Source organism: Miltoncostaea marina, assembly GCF_018141525.1.
Taxonomy (GTDB): Bacteria; Actinomycetota; Thermoleophilia; order Miltoncostaeales; family Miltoncostaeaceae; genus Miltoncostaea; species Miltoncostaea marina.
Window position 1 is genome coordinate 1,589,884 of sequence record NZ_CP064655.1, and the last position, 16,960, is coordinate 1,606,843.

18 protein-coding genes and 1 riboswitch are annotated in these 16,960 nt (G+C 77.6%); of the genes, 14 read left to right on the top strand and 4 right to left on the bottom strand.

What is annotated here, in order from left to right; all coding sequences use genetic code 11:
* Positions 1-147 precede the first annotated feature (147 nt).
* From ITJ85_RS07980 to ITJ85_RS07990, 3 genes are read left to right on the top strand one after another with little or no spacing between them, the layout of a single operon-like run.
* Positions 148-732 carry a PilZ domain-containing protein gene (locus tag ITJ85_RS07980; RefSeq protein ID WP_217915827.1) on the top strand — a complete coding sequence of 195 codons (585 nt, stop codon included), beginning with the start codon at positions 148-150 and terminating at the stop codon, positions 730-732.
* Entirely contained in the window at positions 733-1,491 is a 759-nt protein-coding gene (locus tag ITJ85_RS07985) for an MBL fold metallo-hydrolase (RefSeq protein WP_217915828.1), read from the top strand.
* Between the two features lie 40 nt (positions 1,492-1,531).
* Positions 1,532-2,137 carry a TetR/AcrR family transcriptional regulator C-terminal domain-containing protein gene (locus tag ITJ85_RS07990; RefSeq protein ID WP_217915829.1) on the top strand — a complete coding sequence of 202 codons (606 nt, stop codon included), beginning with the start codon at positions 1,532-1,534 and terminating at the stop codon, positions 2,135-2,137.
* Here ITJ85_RS07990 and ITJ85_RS07995 read toward each other — a convergent pair.
* Positions 2,124-2,987 (bottom strand): SDR family NAD(P)-dependent oxidoreductase, encoded by an 864-nt coding sequence (locus ITJ85_RS07995; RefSeq protein WP_217915830.1) that lies wholly within the window; start codon positions 2,985-2,987, stop codon positions 2,124-2,126. The two genes, ITJ85_RS07990 and ITJ85_RS07995, sit on opposite strands and share 14 nt — an antisense overlap.
* A gap of 650 nt (positions 2,988-3,637) precedes the next feature.
* On the opposite strand from ITJ85_RS07995, the gene ITJ85_RS08000 reads away from it, so the two are divergent.
* On the top strand, positions 3,638-4,798 hold the full coding sequence (locus ITJ85_RS08000; protein WP_217915831.1) for an LLM class flavin-dependent oxidoreductase: 1,161 nt from the start codon (positions 3,638-3,640) through the stop codon (positions 4,796-4,798).
* A 9-nt stretch (positions 4,799-4,807) separates the two neighbouring features.
* Here ITJ85_RS08000 and ITJ85_RS08005 read toward each other — a convergent pair whose 3' ends face one another.
* Positions 4,808-6,409, bottom strand: a complete 1,602-nt coding sequence (locus ITJ85_RS08005; RefSeq protein ID WP_217915832.1) for a DUF2079 domain-containing protein — start codon at positions 6,407-6,409, stop codon at positions 4,808-4,810.
* Between the two features lie 72 nt (positions 6,410-6,481).
* Entirely contained in the window at positions 6,482-7,549 is a 1,068-nt protein-coding gene (locus ITJ85_RS08010; protein ID WP_217915833.1) for a hypothetical protein, read from the bottom strand.
* Positions 7,550-7,795: 246 nt separating this feature from the next.
* Here ITJ85_RS08010 and ITJ85_RS08015 point away from each other — a divergent pair, with 246 nt between their 5' ends.
* Positions 7,796-8,263, top strand: coding sequence for an SRPBCC family protein (locus ITJ85_RS08015; RefSeq protein WP_217915834.1), 468 nt, complete (start codon positions 7,796-7,798; stop codon positions 8,261-8,263).
* Positions 8,264-8,387: 124 nt separating this feature from the next.
* Here the strand turns inward: ITJ85_RS08015 and ITJ85_RS08020 are convergent, their stop codons facing one another.
* Complete coding sequence (locus ITJ85_RS08020; RefSeq protein WP_217915835.1) at positions 8,388-8,846, bottom strand: chemotaxis protein CheW; 459 nt, start codon at positions 8,844-8,846, stop codon at positions 8,388-8,390.
* 85 nt (positions 8,847-8,931) lie between these two features.
* A riboswitch (TPP riboswitch) is annotated at positions 8,932-9,041 on the top strand.
* On the opposite strand from ITJ85_RS08020, the gene thiL reads away from it, so the two are divergent.
* The 9 genes from thiL (at position 9,036) to ITJ85_RS08065 (ending at position 16,748) form a co-directional block, all read left to right on the top strand.
* Positions 9,036-10,004, top strand: coding sequence for a thiamine-phosphate kinase (thiL, locus tag ITJ85_RS08025; RefSeq protein ID WP_217915836.1), 969 nt, complete (start codon positions 9,036-9,038; stop codon positions 10,002-10,004). (Overlaps the previous riboswitch by 6 nt.)
* The gene (locus ITJ85_RS08030; RefSeq protein WP_217915837.1) at positions 9,997-10,770 is read left to right on the top strand and encodes an ABC transporter ATP-binding protein; all 774 of its coding nucleotides are present in this window, start codon (positions 9,997-9,999) and stop codon (positions 10,768-10,770) included. The genes thiL and ITJ85_RS08030 overlap by 8 nt, the downstream gene beginning before the upstream one ends.
* Positions 10,767-11,606 carry an ABC transporter permease gene (locus ITJ85_RS08035; RefSeq protein ID WP_217915838.1) on the top strand — a complete coding sequence of 280 codons (840 nt, stop codon included), beginning with the start codon at positions 10,767-10,769 and terminating at the stop codon, positions 11,604-11,606. Before ITJ85_RS08030 ends, ITJ85_RS08035 begins: the two co-directional genes overlap by 4 nt.
* Entirely contained in the window at positions 11,603-12,610 is a 1,008-nt protein-coding gene (locus tag ITJ85_RS08040) for an ABC transporter substrate-binding protein (protein WP_217915839.1), read from the top strand. The genes ITJ85_RS08035 and ITJ85_RS08040 overlap by 4 nt, the downstream gene beginning before the upstream one ends.
* A 20-nt stretch (positions 12,611-12,630) precedes the next feature.
* Entirely contained in the window at positions 12,631-13,707 is a 1,077-nt protein-coding gene (gene thiO / locus ITJ85_RS08045) for a glycine oxidase ThiO (RefSeq protein WP_281412229.1), read from the top strand.
* Between the two features lie 53 nt (positions 13,708-13,760).
* Positions 13,761-13,904: a sulfur carrier protein ThiS gene (gene thiS, locus ITJ85_RS08050; RefSeq protein ID WP_246496347.1), complete on the top strand. Its 144-nt coding sequence runs from the start codon at positions 13,761-13,763 to the stop codon at positions 13,902-13,904.
* Positions 13,901-14,668 (top strand): thiazole synthase, encoded by a 768-nt coding sequence (locus ITJ85_RS08055; RefSeq protein WP_217915842.1) that lies wholly within the window; start codon positions 13,901-13,903, stop codon positions 14,666-14,668. Before thiS ends, ITJ85_RS08055 begins: the two co-directional genes overlap by 4 nt.
* On the top strand, positions 14,665-16,089 hold the full coding sequence (gene thiE / locus ITJ85_RS08060) for a thiamine phosphate synthase (RefSeq protein WP_217915843.1): 1,425 nt from the start codon (positions 14,665-14,667) through the stop codon (positions 16,087-16,089). The genes ITJ85_RS08055 and thiE overlap by 4 nt, the downstream gene beginning before the upstream one ends.
* Positions 16,086-16,748: a TenA family protein gene (locus ITJ85_RS08065; protein ID WP_217915844.1), complete on the top strand. Its 663-nt coding sequence runs from the start codon at positions 16,086-16,088 to the stop codon at positions 16,746-16,748. The genes thiE and ITJ85_RS08065 overlap by 4 nt, the downstream gene beginning before the upstream one ends.
* Positions 16,749-16,960 lie beyond the last annotated feature (212 nt).

Below are 16,960 nucleotides of genomic sequence, written 5' to 3' on the forward strand. Positions count from 1 at the left end.
GCAAAGACGGCGCTGCCGCCGGTAAAGGGCGCGCAAAGCCCGTCGCCGCCCGCCCGGCTCTGCGCACGGGAACTGATGTTATGTCGCACAGGGCGGACGGGTCGCCCTCGCCCATTAGGATGCGGTCGACCAGGAGGTGCCGCCCCCATGGCGTCCGCGACCCGATCCGTCTCCGCCGTACCCGACCGCCGCCGCGCGCCGCGCATCCCGGTGGACACGCAGGTGCGGATCAGCGCCGCGTCTGGCGGCTGGGTCGCGACGGCGGTCAACGCCTCCGAGCGCGGCCTGCTCGTGGGCGGATCCGGGCCCGTGCGCGCCGCGCCCGGCGAGGCCGTCAAGCTGCGCCTCGAGCTCGACGGCGGCCCCACGGAGGTGGCCGCGGAGATCGTGCGCGTGGAGCCCGGGGCCGGCTGGGTGGCCTTCCGCTTCACCGGCGAGCCGCAGCGCATCGCCGGCGGGCCGCGGCGGCGGGTCCGCAAGAGCCGGGCCATGCCCAGGGAGCCGCGGCCGCGGACCGCCGTGCGCGCCGAGCTGCGCTCCCTGTCCGCCCTGGTCTACGAGCAGGCGCTGATGGACGCCGAGGCCGCGCCGGTCGAGACGCTGCTCGCCTGGGCCGACGGCCTCGCCGCCGAGCTCGGCGTGGCGGGCGTCGGCGACCCGCACGACAACCGGGCGTTCCTCCACGCCATGGTGCAGGTCTCGCACGACGCCGACCGCGACCTCGGCGGCTGAGTGCGGCTCACGCTCATCCGCCACGCGACGCTGCGCCTCGAGCTCGGCGGCCGCACCCTCATGGTCGACCCGATGCTCGACCCGCCGGGCGCGCGCGGGCCGGTGCGCGGCACCCCCAACGAGCGGCCGAACCCGCTCGTGCCGCTGCCGCTGCCGCTCGAGCAGGCGGTGGCCGGCGTCGAGGCGGTGCTGCTCACCCATACCCACGTGGACCACGTCGACGCCGCGGGCGTCACCGGCGTACCCGCGGGGGTGCCGTGGTTCTGCCAGCCCGCCGACGTGGCCGACCTCGGCGATGTCGGCCTCGAGCTGCGCCCCGTGCCCCACGGCGCGTCGGTCGACTGGGCGGGGCTGCGCATCACGGCCGTCGGCGGCCGTCACGGCCGCGACGAGGCCCTGGCCCAGGCGCTCGGCCCGGTGACGGGCTGGGTCGTCGCCGCGGACGGCGAGCCGACGGTCTACGTCGCAGGCGACACGGTCTGGTGCCCCGAGGTCGCCGGGGCGATCGCGCGGCACGCGCCCGCCGTGGTCGTGGTCAACGCGGGCGGCGCGCGGTTCGTGGAGGGCCGTCCCGTCACGATGACCGGCGAGGACGTCATCGAGGTCTGCCACGCGGCCGGCGACGCGCGCGTGGTGGCCGTCCACATGGAGGCGATCAACCACTGCCTCGAGACGCGCGCCGAGCTGAGCGCGCGCATCGACGGCGCCGGGCTGGCCGAGCACGTCGTCATCCCGGCGGACGGCGAGACGGTCGTCTGAGGGCTCGCCCGGCCGCGGCCGGGTCTGGGATCATCGGCGTGTGGCCGCCCGACGCAAGCTCACCCGCGACGCGGTGCTCGGGGCCGCGCTCGCGGTGATCGACGAGCGCGGCCTCGAGGGCTGCACGATGCGCGCCGTCGCCGCCGCGCTCGGCGTGGAGGCGATGTCGCTCTACCACCACGTCGACGGCAAGGACGCCCTGCTCGACGGCGTCGTCGAGCGCATCCTGCGCGAGGTGCAGGGCGACGGCGGCCAGGCGGGCGACTGGCGCGAGGGCCTCGAGCTGTTCGCGGCGGCCTTCCGCGGCGTGATGCTGCGCCACCCCCGCGCGGCCCCCCTGCTGGCGGGCCGCGCGCTGGGCGCCTACGCGGCCGCCGCCGGGATGCTCGAGCGCGGCATCGCCACGATGCAGGCGGCGGGCTTCGACCGCCCCACCGCCGTCCGCGCCGCCCGCACGGTGGCGCGCTACGTCGTCGGCTTCACGATGGCCGGCGCCGGGCCGGCGCCGCCGCCGGCCGCGGCGCCGCCCGGCTCCGCCCTCGCCGAGGTCCTCGACCAGGTCGCCGCGGGCGACTCGGACGGGCTGTTCGCGTTCGGGCTCGAGACGATCCTCGACGGCCTGGAGGTCCGGCTCAGGCGGGCGTGACCCGCGCGCCGAGGCCGTGCGGCATGACGGCGTCGTGCAGGCCGTACAGCTCCTCCGAGTAGCGCGGCGCGCCCACGGTCGCCGAGGTGCCGCCGTCCACCGCGACCACGGCGCCGGTCATGTAGCTGGAGGCGTCGGAGGCGAGCAGGAGCAGCGGGCCCACGAGCTCCTCGGGCCGGCCGGCGCGCCCCAGGGCGGCCTGGTCGTCGATCCGGGCGCGGAAGACGGGCGCCGCGAGCACGGCCTCGGTCATCTCGCTCGGGAACCAGCCCGGCGTCAGCGCGTTGACGCGCACGCCGCGGTCGCCCCAGCTCGCGGCGAGCTGCTGGGTGATGTTGATCAGCGCGGCCTTCGAGGCCTGGTAGGCCGGCGGGAAGTTCGGCACCCCGGCCACGCCCGTGTACGAGGACACCACGACGATCGAGCCGCCGCCGTGCGCCAGCATGTGACGGCCGGCCGACTGGCAGGTGTTCCACGTGCCGATCAGGTTGACGCGCACGCTCTGCTCGAAGAGCTCGCCCGGGATGCGCTCGGGCATCGAGAAGCCGTCCGGCACGGCGCCGGCGTTGGCGACCACCACGTCCAGCCGACCGAGCTCCTCGGCCGCGGCCGCGACGGCGGCCTCCATCTGGGCGGCGTCGGTGACGTCGCACGCGACGGGCAGCGCGCGGCGGCCGGCAGCCCGGATGCGCCCGGCGACCTCCTCCAGGCGGTCGACGCGACGGGCGGCCAGCACGACGTCGGCGCCGGCCTCGGCGAGCGCCTCGGCGAAGGTCACCCCCAGGCCCGACGAGGCGCCCGTGACCAGGGCGACGCGACCGCTGAGGTCGAACAGGGACGGCAAAGGCATGTGGGGCTCCCCCGTGACGTGGCCGTACGGCCGTAAACTTACGACGTAAGGCTAGCGCGGCGGGCGGCCGTCGCGTACCCCCCGTGTCCACGACCTCGACGTCGGCTCCGCGCAGGCGCCGCAGCCGTACCGGCAGTCCCAACCGGCGGCAGCGCCGGGTCGGAGGACGACGACGCCGCGTGGCGGGCAGGTGCGTACGCCCGCCGGGTGCGCGGCGCGGTGAGCCGCAGCGCGCGGCGGATGCCGCCGCGGGCGAGCTCGTCGTCGCGGGCGAGCCCCGGCAGGATCGGCGGGCCGGCGGCGTCGGCGCTGGTCCGGCCGGCGCGGCGCTGCCGGGGCGTGGAGCGGCCGACGAGCGTGACCGGAGGGCCGTGCCGGCCGCGGTCGCCGGCGTCCGGGTGCGGGGGCGCGCCGAGCCCGATCGAGCGCACGAGCCGCGCCGGGTCGGCGTTGCGGGGCAGCCCTCGACGCGCACGTTCCAGACGGTGTCGGCCGGCAGCACCGCACCGCGGCGCGCCCGGCAGGGGCGCGGCGAGCGGCCCCCGGGGGGCTCGGCGAGCCCGGCGGCGACGACCGCGAAGCTGAGGGGCGACGCCCGCCTCCCGCCGGCATCGACGCCCCGGCGCCGCGGCGCGAATAGACTGCGCCTCGTGCGGCTGCGCTTCGGAGTGTTCCTGGCCCCGTTCCACGAGCCCGGCGAGAACCCCACGCTGGCGCTGGAGCGCGACCTCGAGCTGATCGTGAGGCTCGACGAGCTGGGCTACGACGAGGCCTGGGTCGGCGAGCACCACTCCACCGGGTGGGAGATCATCGCCTCGCCGGAGCTCGTCCTGGCGGTGGCCGCCGAACGCACGCGCCACATCCGGCTCGGCACCGGGGTGGTCAGCCTCCCCTACCACCACCCGCTGATGGTGGCCGACCGCATCGTGCTGCTCGACCACCTCACGCGCGGGCGGGTCAACTTCGGCGTGGGTCCCGGCGGCCACCTGACCGACGCGCGGATGCTCGGCATCGAGCCGGCCCAGCTGCGGCCGCGCATGGCAGAGGCCCTGGACGTCATCGTGCGCCTGCTCACCGAGACCGAGCCGATCACCGTGCGCAGCGAGTGGTTCTCGCTCACCGACGCGGTGCTGCAGCTGCGGCCCTACCAGCGCCCGCACCCGCCGATCGCCGTCACGAGCATGGAGTCGCCGGCGGGCATGGTGCTGGCGGGCCGGCACGGCACCGGCGTGCTGTCGCTGACCGTGGCCAAGGGGCCGCGCGGCCCCATCGACCTCGCCGCCCAGTGGCGGGTTGCCGAGGAGGAGGCCGGCCGCTCCGGCGCGACGGTGCGCCGCGAGGACTGGCGCCTCGCGATGCCGATGCACATCGCCGAGACGCGCAAGGAGGCCTTCGACGATGCCCGCCGCGGCGCGGCGGCCTACCTGATCGACTACGCCGAGGAGGTCACGGGCCGCCCGCGGCCGGTGCCCGGCCCGCGCGACCTCGTGATCGAGCAGATGGTGGAGGCCGGCAGCTGGGTGGTCGGCACCCCCGACGACGCGATCGCGGCCATCGAGCGCCTCCAGGAGCGCTCGGGCGGCTTCGGCGGGATGATGATCTGGGCCAACGAGTGGGCGCCGCGGGAGAAGGTGCTGCGCAGCTACGAGCTGCTCGCCCGCCACGTGATCCCCCGCTTCCAGGGCTCGCTCGAGGGCATCGAGGCATCCAACCGCGTCGCCCGCGAGCGGGCGGAGATCACCGGCGAGCAGCGGACCGCCGCGATCGAGACGGCCCAGCGGGCCTACGAGCAGGCGCGCGCCTCGGGCTGAGGCGGAGGGTCAGGAGAGGCGCCGGGGCACCCTCTGGTACAGCCTGACGTCGCCCTCCTCGAAGACCAGCCGCCACAGGGGGCTGGTGCGCAGCTGTCGGATGCGCGCGCGGGTGCCCGGCGGCCGCAGGGTCGGGCGGTCGTGGGCGACGCGGCGGGCGCGCTCGCTGTCGACCACGAGGGCCCAGCGGGTGCCCGCGAGGTTCGGGAACAGGTTGATGCGCCGGCGGGCCGACAGGTGGGCGCCGGCCGAGTTGGTGGCCGAGACGGCGGCCCGCTCCGGCACCCGGTCGACCGCGTGCGCGATCGCGCGCGCCTCGGCGTCCTTGGTGAACTGGTGCAGGGGGCTCCCGTCCCACCCCCCGGGCACCCAGCCCCACAGGGGCAGCGGCCCCTGCCAGACGCCGGCGAGGGCGACCGCGCCCACCATCGCGGCCGCCACCCGGCCGGGGCGCGCGAGCGGCCCCTCGCCGCGGCCGGCGCCGGTGCGGGCGCGCAGGCGGGCCAGGCCGAGCATCGCGGCCGCCACGAGCACCGGCACGAGCAGCACCGCGTAGTGGTACTCGACCGACTGCGCGGGGCCCGACGAGGCGAGCAGGTTGATGAGCAGCTGGGGCACCGCGACCGCGGCCAGCAGGGGCGCGGCCAGCGGCAGCAGGAACAGGGGCACGAGCAGGCTCAGCAGGTAGCCCGCCCGGCCGGGCGTGGCGATGATCTCGACGACCTCCCACGGGCGCGTGAGGGCGGTCCTGATGATCTCCCCGGGCCCGTCGCCGAGCCGCTCGTAGCGGCCGATGTGCGGGCTCGTACCGTCGAGGGCGAAGGCGGGCATGACGACCGCGTTGGCCACGACCACCCACGCGGCGGCGCCGGCGGCGAGCAGCGCCGCGCCGAGCCGCCGCGACGGGTGGCGGAACCACATCCAGACCGCCAGCATCACGATGAGCAGGCCGACCTGCTCCTGGCACACGGCCGCCAGCGCCGCGCAGACGCCGAGCGTCACCCACCGCCCCTCCTCGGCCGCCCAGATGCAGAACAGCAGCAGCGGCGCGGCCAGCGTGACCGGGTGGAAGTCGAACAGCACCGCGCTCTGGAGGGCCGGGAAGAGCAGGTAGACGGCCGCGCCGGCGACCGCGAGCCGCCGGTCGCCCAGCCAGCGGCGGCCGAGCCGGTAGGCCGGCAGCGCCCCGCTCGCCACGACGACGGCCTGGACGACCAGCAGCATCTCGGGGGCCGGCCAGACCATCCAGAGCGGCGCGAACAGCGCCAGGATCGGGTCGACGTGGGCGCCCAGGCGCGAGAACTGCTCGCCCGAGACGTCGGTCGACTCGAGGAACCGCCCCTCCGTGGTGCTCCAGACCGCCTGGACCATGTTCCCGAGGTCGAAGCGCCCGGTGGCGAACGCGTGGTGACGCGCCACCGACAGCCAGGCGAAGACGGCGGCGTGGAGCGCGGCCAGGGCCCAGACGAGCGCCTCGGCGCGCTCGGGGCGGCGGGTGCGGCGACGGGCGGACGGGCGGTCGCCGGACCCGGTCCGCGGCGCGGCGGTGGTCAGCCGATGGCTGCCGGTGTCCCCGTGCGGGTCGACCTCGATCCTCGGCCGTGTGGCCACTCGCCCCCTCTGAGCCGACCCCGCCCGGGGCCATCGTTGCGCCGGGCGGGATCGTAGAGGACAGGGGCGATGTTACGAGGCGCCGAAGACGCCGTTGTACCCCTCGCGCCAGGCGGTCGCCTGGGCGCCGAGGTCGTAGGCGCCGGGGCCGTTGGCGAGCATCGCGCGCCCGGCCGCCGTGGAGCTGGCGAGGGACCACTGGCAGGCCATCGGCTCGCCGCAGCCCGTCGCGCCCTTCGGCACCGACGGGGACCCGGCGAACATCATGTGCAGGCGCGACGGGTCGACGCCGAACCGGCGACCGTAGGCCGTGAAGGCCTGCGGCACCGTCCGCCACTCCTTCGCGGTCAGCGAGTAGGTCGTCCCCGAGTGGTGGTACATCTCGACCCAGACGCCGCCCGCGCGGGCGAGCGCCGGCATCACGCCCCGCCAGGTGGCCCGGTGCGGCTTGCCGTCGTTGCCCAGGTGGCGGTGCGGCCCGCGGCCGGCGGCGATCGACGTGCCGAACGCCGGCGCGATGTAGAGGTGCACCCGCTCGGCGTAGGTGCCGCCGCTGGGGTGCGGCCGGGCGGCGAGGAGCTCCATCGCGGTGGACAGCTTGGAGCCGGGGCTGTCCGGGAGCACCTTGGGCAGCGGCGCGGCCACGCGCTTGAGCTTCCAGCCGCGCGCCGTGATCACCAGCTTGCGCACCGAGGAGACCTTGATCCGCTTGCCGTGGACGTTGACGTACTTGTAGGTGATCGTCGCCCGGCCGTCGTTGAAGGCGTTGCCGATCTCGTCGACCGCCACGAGGCCCGAGGTGCTGTTCGGGACCTTCGGCCGGTCGATCTCGCGCTGCAGCCGGTCGGCCATCGCCTCGGCGGGGAGCGGCGCCAGCTCCCGCGCGGAGACCTTCGCGATCCGGTGCGCGTCGTTGCGCGTCTCGTCCGGGTCGAGGATCCCGCCGCCGCCCGGGTCCTGGCGGAAGAGGCCGCGCGCTGCCCCGAGCGGCGCCCCCGGCCCCGAGGGACTGACGAGCGCCGCGACGGTCTCCGCACGGTCGTAGACGATCGACATCCGCTCGGCGGACGCGACCGCGGGGGCGACGGCGAGCGCGGCGACGGCGGCGGCCAGCGGCATGACGGGGCGGATCGGCTTCACGCGGGGGCTCCTCGGACGGGGTCTCCACCCCCTATCGGCCGCGTCGCGCCGGGAGTCGAGGGCTCCGTCCACCCGCGGCGGCGACGCTCCGGGCGCCGGGCGCTGCGGTATCGCGCGATTGGCGCACGCGGCTCGCGCCAAGTGGCGTCGACCGCACCGCGCGCCACTTGGCGCCGACGCCACGCGCCAATCGCGCATATCGCCGCGCGCCGTCCCGCCGGGGCGCGACCGCCGTAGGCTGCGCCGGTGCGCACCCCCGGCATCGAGCGCTCGGTCGAGATCGCCGCCCCGGTCGACGAGGTCTTCGCCTTCCACCTCGACACCCGCAACGCCGCGCGGATCGCGCCGCGGGGCCAGCGCGTGGTGGGCGTGGACGGGGTCTTCCCGGTGACGGCCGGCGGCGTCGTGGTGATGCGGATGCGCCACCCTCCCCTGCCGCTCACCATCACGTGGCGGGTGCGGATCGAGATCGTGGAGCCCCCGCACCGCATCGTGGACGTCGCGGAGCGGTCGCCGTTCGCGGCGTGGCGGCACGAGCACATCTTCCAGCCGCTCGGCCCCGGCCGGACCCTCATGACGGACCGGGTCACCTACCGCCTGCCGGGCGGCCCCGTGGGACGGGTGGCGGGCCGCCTCATCGTGCGCCCGCTGCTCGCGCGCGCCTTCGCCGGGCGCCACCGGCGCACCCGCGAGGTGCTGGAGGGGCGGGGATGACGCGCCGCCGGGCGCGTCGTCGGTCACGACGACGGCCCGGCGGGCGGGCGGACCCGGCCGGCGGCGCCCGCGGCGGCGGGGTGCGACGGGTCCCGGGTGGCGGCCGGCGGAGCGCCGGCCGCGGTCATGCGGCCAGCGGCTGCTCCCCGAGCAGGCGGAGCATGTCGAGGATCACCACGAGGCGCCCGTCGAGCTTGCCGACGGCCTCGACGAAGTCCGCGTCGGAGGTCCCGGGCGGCGGCTCCTCGCAGACGTCCGCGCTCAGCGTCAGCACCTCGCGGACCTCGTCCACGACGACGCCCACGGTGAGGTCCGGCATCTCGACGATGACGATCTTCGCCTCGTCGGGCCGCGCGCCGGCGACGCCGAACCGCTGCCGCAGGTCGACCACCGGGATGATCCGGCCGCGCAGGTTGATGACGCCCTCGACGTGCATCGGCGACCCGGGCACCGGCCGCGGCGGGCTGTAGCGGATGATCTCCTGGACGAGGGTGATCGGCACGCCGAACTCCTCGTCGCCCAGCGTGAAGACGACCAGGCGGTGCGCCTGGCCCTCGTCCAACGTCGCGTCGTCGCTCGCCATCTGGCCGTCTCCGATCCGAGGTGTGCTCACCCGGGGTATCGGCGCGTGCGCGTCGCGCATTGAGCCCGGCCGGGTGGTACCCTCCTCGCGGAGCAAGGGGAGCTGCCGTCGGGCGGCTGAGAGGAGGCGAACCGGCCTCGACCCTCACACCTGATCTGGGTAATGCCAGCGAAGGGAGCCATCACTCCGATGTCGGAGATCGCGCTCGTCGAGCGCATCGCAGCACGCGCGGCCCTCCGCGACGGCACCAGCCTCGGGATCGGCGACGACGCCGCGGTCGTCGCGACCGGGGGCGAGGCGGTCGTCACGCACGACATGCTCGTGGAGGACGTCCACTTCCGGCGCGCCACCACGGGCATGCGCGACCTGGGCGCCAAGGCGCTGGCCGTCAACCTGTCGGATCTCGCCGCCATGGGGGCCGTCCCGGTGGCCGCGACGGTCGGCCTGGGCGTGCCGGCCTGGCTGCGGGACGCCGAGGCCGACGAGCTCTACGCGGGGCTGGAGGAGATGGCCGCCCGCCACGGGGTCACGGTCGCGGGCGGCGACGTCACCGGCGCGCCGGTGCTGGTGCTGGCCGTGACGGCGATCGGGCGGGCGCTCGACGACGTGCCGCCGGTGCGGCGCTCGGGCGCCGCCGAGGGCGACCTGCTCTGCGTCACCGGGGCGCTCGGCGCGGCCGCCGCGGGCCTGCTGCTGCTGGAGGACCCCACCCTGCTGCCGGACCTGGCGCAGCGCCCGGCCCTCGTCGCCGCCCACCGGCGGCCGGCGCCGCGCGTCGCGGAGGGGCAGGCGCTGGCCCGCGCCGGCGCCTCGGCCATGATGGACGTCTCCGACGGCCTCGCCCTCGACGCCCGCCGCCTGGCGGTGGCGAGCGGCCTGCGCGCCCGCATCCGGCTGGACGCCGTCCCGCCCGCGCGCGGCGTGCGCGAGGTGGCGGCGGCGACGGGCACGTCACCCCACCTGCTGGCCGCGACCGGCGGCGAGGACTACGAGCTGCTCGTGGCGATCACCGCCGAGCGCGCCGCCCGCCTGCGCGAGTCGGGGCCCCGCCTGGTCGTGGTGGGCGGGCTCATCGAGGGCGAGCCGGGCGTCGAGCTGGTCGACGCGGACGGCCGACCCGTGGCACCCGCGCGCCTGGGGTGGGAGCACGGTGCCTGAGCCGGTCGCCGGCCTGGAGCTCGGTGCGGAGGGCGTGCGACTCGCGCTCGACGGGCTGCCCGTGCTCGGCGGCGTCGACCTGCGCGTCGGCCCGGGCGAGATGGTCGCGCTGGTCGGCCCCTCGGGCTGCGGCAAGAGCACGCTGCTCTCCGTGCTCGCCGGCCTCGTCGAGCCCGACGATGGCGAGGTGCTCGTCGACGGCCGGATCGGCGGCGACCGCCTGGGGCGCATGACGCTCATGCCCCAGCGGGACGCGCTGCTGCCGTGGCGGACGGTGCTCGACAACGTCGCGCTCGGCCCCCGCCTGGCGGGGGCCGCCGCCGCCGACGCCGAGCGCGCCGCCCGCCGCGCCCTGATGCGGATGGGCCTCTCGGGGTTCGAGGAGCACTACCCGCACGCGCTCTCGGGCGGCATGCGCCAGCGCGCCGCGCTCGCGCGCACGCTGCTCGGCGGCGCCCGCGCCTGGCTGCTCGACGAGCCGTTCGGCGCGCTCGACGCCCTCACCCGGGCCGACCTGCAGGGCGTGCTGGCGGCGACGTGGGCCCAGGACCGGCCGAGCGCCCTGCTCGTGACGCACGACCTCGACGAGGCGCTGCTGCTCGCCGACCGCGTGCTGGTGGCCTCGCCGCGCCCCATGCGGGTGGTGGCCGAGGTGGCCGTCGACCTCGCGCGACCGCGCCGCCTGGACGACGCGGGCGGGCGGCGCTTCGCCGAGCTGCGCGGCGAGCTCCTCGGGGCCCTGCGCGCAGCGGGGGTGCTGGCATGAGCGCCACCGGCCGCGTCGCCGTCGCGGTCGACCGCCCGCGGGCGGCCGGCGCCGACGGGGCCCCCCGGGCCCGCGGGCGCCGGCTGCCCTTGCTGCTGCTCCCCCTGCTCGGGCTGGCGGCGTGGCAGGCTGCGGTCTGGATCGCCCGGCCGCGCGAGTGGCTCCTGCCGTCGCCGTCGACGGTGGCCGAGGTCCTCTGGGACGAGCGCGGACGCCTCTGGTTCCACGCCCAGGCGACCATCGCCGAGGCGGCCGTCGGATTCGCGATGGCCGCGGTGCTGGGCGTGCTCCTGGCCGTGGCGGTCGCGGGCTCGCGGGTGGTCGAGCGCACCCTCTACCCCTGGCTGGTCGCGAGCCAGGCGATCCCCGTCCTGGCGATCGCGCCGCTCGTCGCCGTCTGGCTGGACTACGGCGCGGCGCAGGTGATGGTCGCGTTCGTGATCGCCTTCTTCCCCGTGGTCGTGACCGGCGTCGACGGGCTGCGCTCGGTCGACCCCGCCCTCGCCCGCGCGGCGCGCACGCTCGGCGCCTCGCGCGGCTGGGCGTTCCGCCACGTCACCCTGCCCGCCGCCCTGCCGTCGCTCTTCTCCGGCATGCGGATGTCGGCCGTGTTCGCCGTCACCGGCGCGACCGTCGCCGAGTACGTCGGCGCCGACCGCGGCCTGGGCTACCTGTCCGAGTTCTCGACCGCCCAGTTCGAGACCGCCCGCTCCTTCGCCGCGATCGCGCTGCTCGCGCTCATCGGCCTCGCGTTCTTCGCGGCCGTGGGGCTCGCGGAGCGGATCGCCCTCCCCCACCGCCGCCACGCGGCCCGCCCGCCCTGGAGACGCCGATGATCCGCCGCCGCCACCTCGCCCTCGTCGCCGCCCTCGCCGCCGCGCTGCTGGCGCTCGTCGCCGGCTGCCGCGACGGCGGCGGCGGGACCGACGAGGGCCTCGAGCGCGTCCAGCTCGTCCTCGACTGGTCCCCCAACGCCGACCACGCGGGGATCTACGGCGCCATCGAGCAGGACTACTTCGCCGACGAGGGGCTCGACGTCCGGCCCTCGGTGCCGAGCGACCCGGCCGCCGCGCTGAAGCAGGTGGGCGCCGGGCGGGCGCCCTTCGCCATCTCCTACGAGCCCGAGGTGCTGCTCGCGCGGTCGCAGGGCATCCCGGTGGTCGCGATCGGCGCGCTGGTGACCCATCCCCTCAACAGCGTCATCGTGCGCTCGGACCGCGGCATCGAACGGCCACGCGACCTGGAGGGCAGGACCGTGGGCGCCGCCGGGGTGCCGTCCGACCGGCCGCTGCTCGACGCCGTCGTGCGCTCGGACGGCGGCGACCCGTCGAAGGTGCGCCTGCGCACCGTGGGCTTCAACCTCTCCCCGGCGCTCGCCTCGGGGCGCGTCGACGCCGTGATCGGCGCCTACTGGAACGTTGAGCTGGTCGAGCTCGAGCGCCAGGGGGTGGAGGCCTCGGCGCTGCGCCTGGAGCAGCACGGCGTGCCCGACTACGACGAGCTGGTGGTCGTCACCAGCGACGAGGTCGCGCGCGACCGCCCCGACCTGGTGCGCGCCTTCCTGCGCGGCCTGCGCGCCGGCCAGGACTGGGCGGCGACCGACGAGACCGGCGCGGTCGAGCACCTGCTCGCGGCGAACCCCGACCTCCAGGAGGACACGCTCCGCGAGCAGGTCCACCTGACCGCCCCCCTCCTGTCGCCCGACGACGAGCCGACCCTCCACCTCGATCGCGAGGAGTGGCGCGCGTTCGCCGGCTGGATGCTCGAGTCCGGCCTCCTGAGCCGCCCGGTCGACGTGGAGGCCGTCGCGCGGCCGGAGTTCCTCCCGGAGGACCGCTGAGCGGGGACGCCGACATCGCGGTGGTCGGCGCCGGGCCGTGGGGCCTCATGACGGCCTGGCGGGCGGCCGCGGCCGGCGCCCGGGTGCGCCTGATCGACGACGGCGAGGCGCCGGCCGGGTCCGTGGCGGCCGGGATGCTCGGCCCGTGGGCGGAGGCCGAGGAGGGCGAGCGGCCGATGCACGAGCTGATGCTGCGCGCCCTCGCCGCGTGGCCGGCGACCGCCCGCGAGCTCGGCGCGGCCGCCGGCGCCGACGCCGGCTTCCGCGTGACCGGGGCCGTGCTCGCCGCCGCGCGGCCGGAGCACGTCGGCGTGGTGCGCCGCCGGCTGGCCACGCTGGCATCGTGGGGCGAGCCGTTCGGGTGGCTGCCCGGCGGCCGCCTGCGGGCCGTCGAGCCTGGGCTCGGCCCCGCCGTCGCCGGCGGGGCCGACCTGCCGGACGAGCACCAGGTCGAGCCCCGCGCGCTGCTGCGCGCCCTCGGCGCGGCCTGCGAGGCGGCCGGCGTGGAGCGCGTCGCCGGCGCGGCCCGCGCCCTCCTCGGCCGGCCGGTCCGCGGGGTCCGCCTCGAGGACGGCCGCGAGCTGCGCGCCGGACGCGTGGTGCTCGCCGCCGGGCGGGCCGCCGGGCGCCTCGCCTCGCGGGTGCCGATCCGGCCGGTCAAGGGGCAGGTGCTGCGCCTGCGCGCGACGGCGGGGGCGCCGCTTCCCGTGGCCCGCACGGTCCGCACGCCGTCGGTCTACCTGGCCCCGCGCGACGGCGAGCTCGTGGTCGGCGCGACCAGCGAGGAGCGGTCCGATCGCACCGTGACCGCCGTCGCGGTGGCCGACCTGCTGCGCGAGGCGCTGCGCGTCGTGCCCGAGGTCGCCGAGCTCGAGCTCGCCGAGGCCGCCGCCGGCCTGCGCCCCGCCACCCCCGACGGCCACCCCGCGCTCGGCGCCGACCCGGACGACGGCCTCGTGTGGGCGGCCGGCGGCCACCGCCACGGCATCCTGCTGGCGCCCCTCGCCGCCGAGGCCGCCGTCGCCGCCGCCGCCGGCGGGCCCCTCCCGGCCTGGGCGTCCCCCTTCGCACCGGAGCGGTTCCCGGCGTGCGGGTGAGGGTCAACGGGGTGTCGCGCCAATTGGCGCCCGGCGCGAGCGTCGTTCGCGTCATGGAGCTCGTAGGCGTCGATCCTGCCGAGGCCGGCCTGGCGGTCGCGGTCGACGGCGAGGTCGTCCCGCGGGGCGAGTGGGGTCGGACGCCGGTCGGCGAGGAGGCCTCGGTCGAGATCGTGCGGGCGGCGGCGGGCGGATGAGCGACCCCCTCGTCATCGGGGGCGTGGAGCTGGGCTCGCGGCTGCTGCTGGGGTCCGGCGGCTTCAGCCACCCGCGGCGCCTGCTCGAGGCGATCGAGGCGGCCGGCGCCGAGGTCGTCACCGTGGCGGTCCGGCGGGTGGAGCACGCGCCCGGCGGCCTGCTCGAGGCGGTCACCGGGGCGGGCGCCCGCGTGCTCCCCAACACCGCCGGATGCCACACCGCCCGCGAGGCCGTCCTCACGGCGCGCCTCGCCCGGGAGGCGTTCGGGACCGACTGGGTCAAGCTCGAGGTGATCGGCGACCGCCGCACGCTGCTGCCGGACGCGGTCGAGCTGCTCGCCGCGGCCGAGACGCTCGCCGGCGAGGGCTTCACGGTGCTCGCCTACACGACGGACGATCCCGTGCTCGGCCGCCGCCTGGAGGACGCCGGCTGCGCGGCGGTCATGCCCCTCGGCTCGCCGATCGGCAGCGGCCTCGGCGTCCGCAACCCCCACGCCATCGCGCTCATGCGGGAGACCGTCTCCGTGCCGCTCGTGCTGGACGCCGGCATCGGCACCGCCTCGGACGCCGCGCTCGCCATGGAGCTGGGCTGCGACGCCGTGCTGGCGGCGACCGCCGTGTCGCGCTCGACGGACCCCGCCGGGATGGCCCGGGCCCTCGCCCTGGCCGTCGAGGCCGGCCGGCGGGCACGCCTGGCGGGGCGGCCGCCCCGCCTGCAGCACGCGATGGCGTCCACCGACGACGCCGGGAGGCCCGAGTGGTGAGCGACGACGCCGCCCGCCGACGCGCGCGCATGGCCGACGCGCGCCTGTACGTGGTCTCGGCGGCGCGGACGCCGTCGGGGCGGCTCGCGGACCTCATCCCGTCGCTGGCCGCGGCCGGCGTGGACGTCGTCCAGCTGCGCGAGCGCGGCCTCCCGGACGACGCGCTGCTGGACGAGGCCCGGGCGTGCGCCGCCGCCGCGGCCGCGGCGGGCGTGCTGTTCATCGTCAACGACTCCCCGGCCCTGGCCCGGGCGGCGGGCGCCGACGGCGTCCACATCGGCCAAGGGGACGGCGCGGTGGCCGAGGCGCGCGCGATCGTCGGCCCCGACCGCATCGTGGGCCGCTCGACGCGCGGCGGCGCGATGCTCGACCGGGCGGCGGCCGAGGGCGCCGACTACGCGTCCGTGGGCCCGGTGCGGGCGACGCCCACCAAGCCCGGCCGGCCGCCGGTCGGCCTGTCGGCGATCGCCGACGCCGCGCGACGGGCGCGCCTGCCGTGGTTCGCGATCGGCGGCATCGACGAGCGGCTGGTGGCACGGGTCGGCGCGCTCGGCGCCCGGAGGGCGGTCGTCGTTCGCGCAGTCTGCGACGCGCCCGACCCTGCCGGCGCCGCGAGGCGCCTCCGCGAGCGGCTCGTGGGCGCCGTGCCGCGGGTGATGACGGTCGCCAGCACCGACTCCGGTGGCGGCGCGGGCATCGTCGCCGACGTGAAGGCGATCACGCGCGCCGGCGGTTTCCCGCTCTGCGCGGTGGCGGCGGTCACCGCGCAGACGACGATCGGCGTCGAGGCGATCGCGACGATCGACGCCGAGATGCTGCAGACCCAGATCGGCTGCGTGGCGGCTGACATCGGGCTCGACGCGATCAAGAGCGGCATGCTCGCCGAGCCGTCACTCGTCGAGGCCGTCTGCGCCGCCCTCGACGCGCTCGATCCCCTCGAGGAGGTGCCGCTCGTGGTCGATCCGGTGCTGCGCGCCGAGTCCGGTGCGTCGCTGCTCGGGCCCGGCGGCGACGACGCCTACCGGCGGGAGCTGCTGCCGCGGGCGACCGTGACGACCCCGAACCTGTTCGAGGCGCAGGCGCTGCTCGGCACGGACGTCGACGACCCGGCCGCGCTGGCGCGCGAGCTGCACGAGCGCCACGGGTGCGCGGCCATCGTCACCGGCGGGCACGGCGCGACGGCGGACGACACCCTGTGCGACGCCGAGGGCGTGGTCGCCATCCCGGGACCGCGCCTGCCGGTGCGCTCGACCCACGGCGCGGGCTGCACCCACTCGGCCACGCTCGCCGCGCTGCTCGGCGGCGGGATGCCGCTGCGCCAGGCCGCCGCCGAGGCCAAGCGCACCGCGACCGCCGCGGTCGCGGCAGGTCGGCCCATCGGCGCGGGGGCGGGACCCGTGGACGTGGTCGCGGCCCGGTGAGCGCCGCCGTCGTGGAGGGCCAGATCGCGCCCCTCATCGGCCCGATCCTGCGCCACCCTTTCATCACCGGGCTGTCCGACGGCACGCTGCCGCGGCCGGCGTTCCGGCGCTTCCTGCTGCAGGACGGGCTCTTCCTGCGCGACTACGCGCGCGCCCTCGCGCTCGCCGCCGCCCGGGCCGGCGACTCGGGCGACGTCCGCCTGCTGTGCCGCCACGCCGCCGAGGCGCTCGACGTGGAGCGCGAGCTGCACGAGCACCTCACCGGGCGCCTCGGCATCGGCGCGGACGAGATCGCCGCCGCCGAGCGGAGCCCCACCTGCCTCGGCTACGGATCGTTCCTGATCCGCGCCTGCGCGGTCGGCGACCGCGCCGAGGCGCTCGCCGCGCTCGCCCCGTGCTTCCTGATCTACCGGCGCGTCGGCGAGGCTCTCGCCGCCGGCGGCTCCCCCGACCCCGCCTACGCGGAGTGGATCGCGACCTACGACGGCGAGGCCTTCGGTGCGGCCACCGACGAGCTCGCGGGCGCCTGCGCCCGGGCGCTCGTCGGCCTCGGCGACGGGGCGCTCGCCGCCGCCGCGGCCGGGGCGCGGACCGCCGCGCGCTTCGAGTGGATGTTCTGGGACGCCGCCCTGCGGGGCGAGGCCTGGCCCGTCGCCTGAGGGCCGCGGCCCGGCGGGCGCCGGGCGCCCGTCGCCACCGGCCAGCCACCGGCCCTCCGAGAACCAGCGCTGCATGGTGCGCCTGCTGGGCACCCGGGCGGCGTCCCGCGCGTGCCGGGCCCGCAGGTCGGCGATTACCGCCGCCGGCTCCTCGCCCGCGGCGAAGCGCGCCTCGGCCTCGCGCCGCAGGTCCGGCCAGGCGTACGAGCCCG

Bases quoted from the DNA above. Each gene is read 5' to 3' on its own strand.
- ITJ85_RS07995 (WP_217915830.1), bottom strand. From the start codon at position 2,987: ATGCCTTTGCCGTCCCTGTTCGACCTCAGCGGTCGCGTCGCCCTGGTC.
- ITJ85_RS08020 (WP_217915835.1), bottom strand. From the start codon at position 8,846: ATGGCGAGCGACGACGCGACGTTGGACGAGGGCCAGGCGCACCGCCTG.
- ITJ85_RS08040 (WP_217915839.1), top strand. From the start codon at position 11,603: ATGATCCGCCGCCGCCACCTCGCCCTCGTCGCCGCCCTCGCCGCCGCG.
- ITJ85_RS08055 (WP_217915842.1), top strand. From the start codon at position 13,901: ATGAGCGACCCCCTCGTCATCGGGGGCGTGGAGCTGGGCTCGCGGCTG.
- thiS (WP_246496347.1), top strand. From the start codon at position 13,761: ATGGAGCTCGTAGGCGTCGATCCTGCCGAGGCCGGCCTGGCGGTCGCG.
- ITJ85_RS08035 (WP_217915838.1), top strand. From the start codon at position 10,767: ATGAGCGCCACCGGCCGCGTCGCCGTCGCGGTCGACCGCCCGCGGGCG.
- ITJ85_RS07980 (WP_217915827.1), top strand. From the start codon at position 148: ATGGCGTCCGCGACCCGATCCGTCTCCGCCGTACCCGACCGCCGCCGC.
- thiL (WP_217915836.1), top strand. From the start codon at position 9,036: ATGTCGGAGATCGCGCTCGTCGAGCGCATCGCAGCACGCGCGGCCCTC.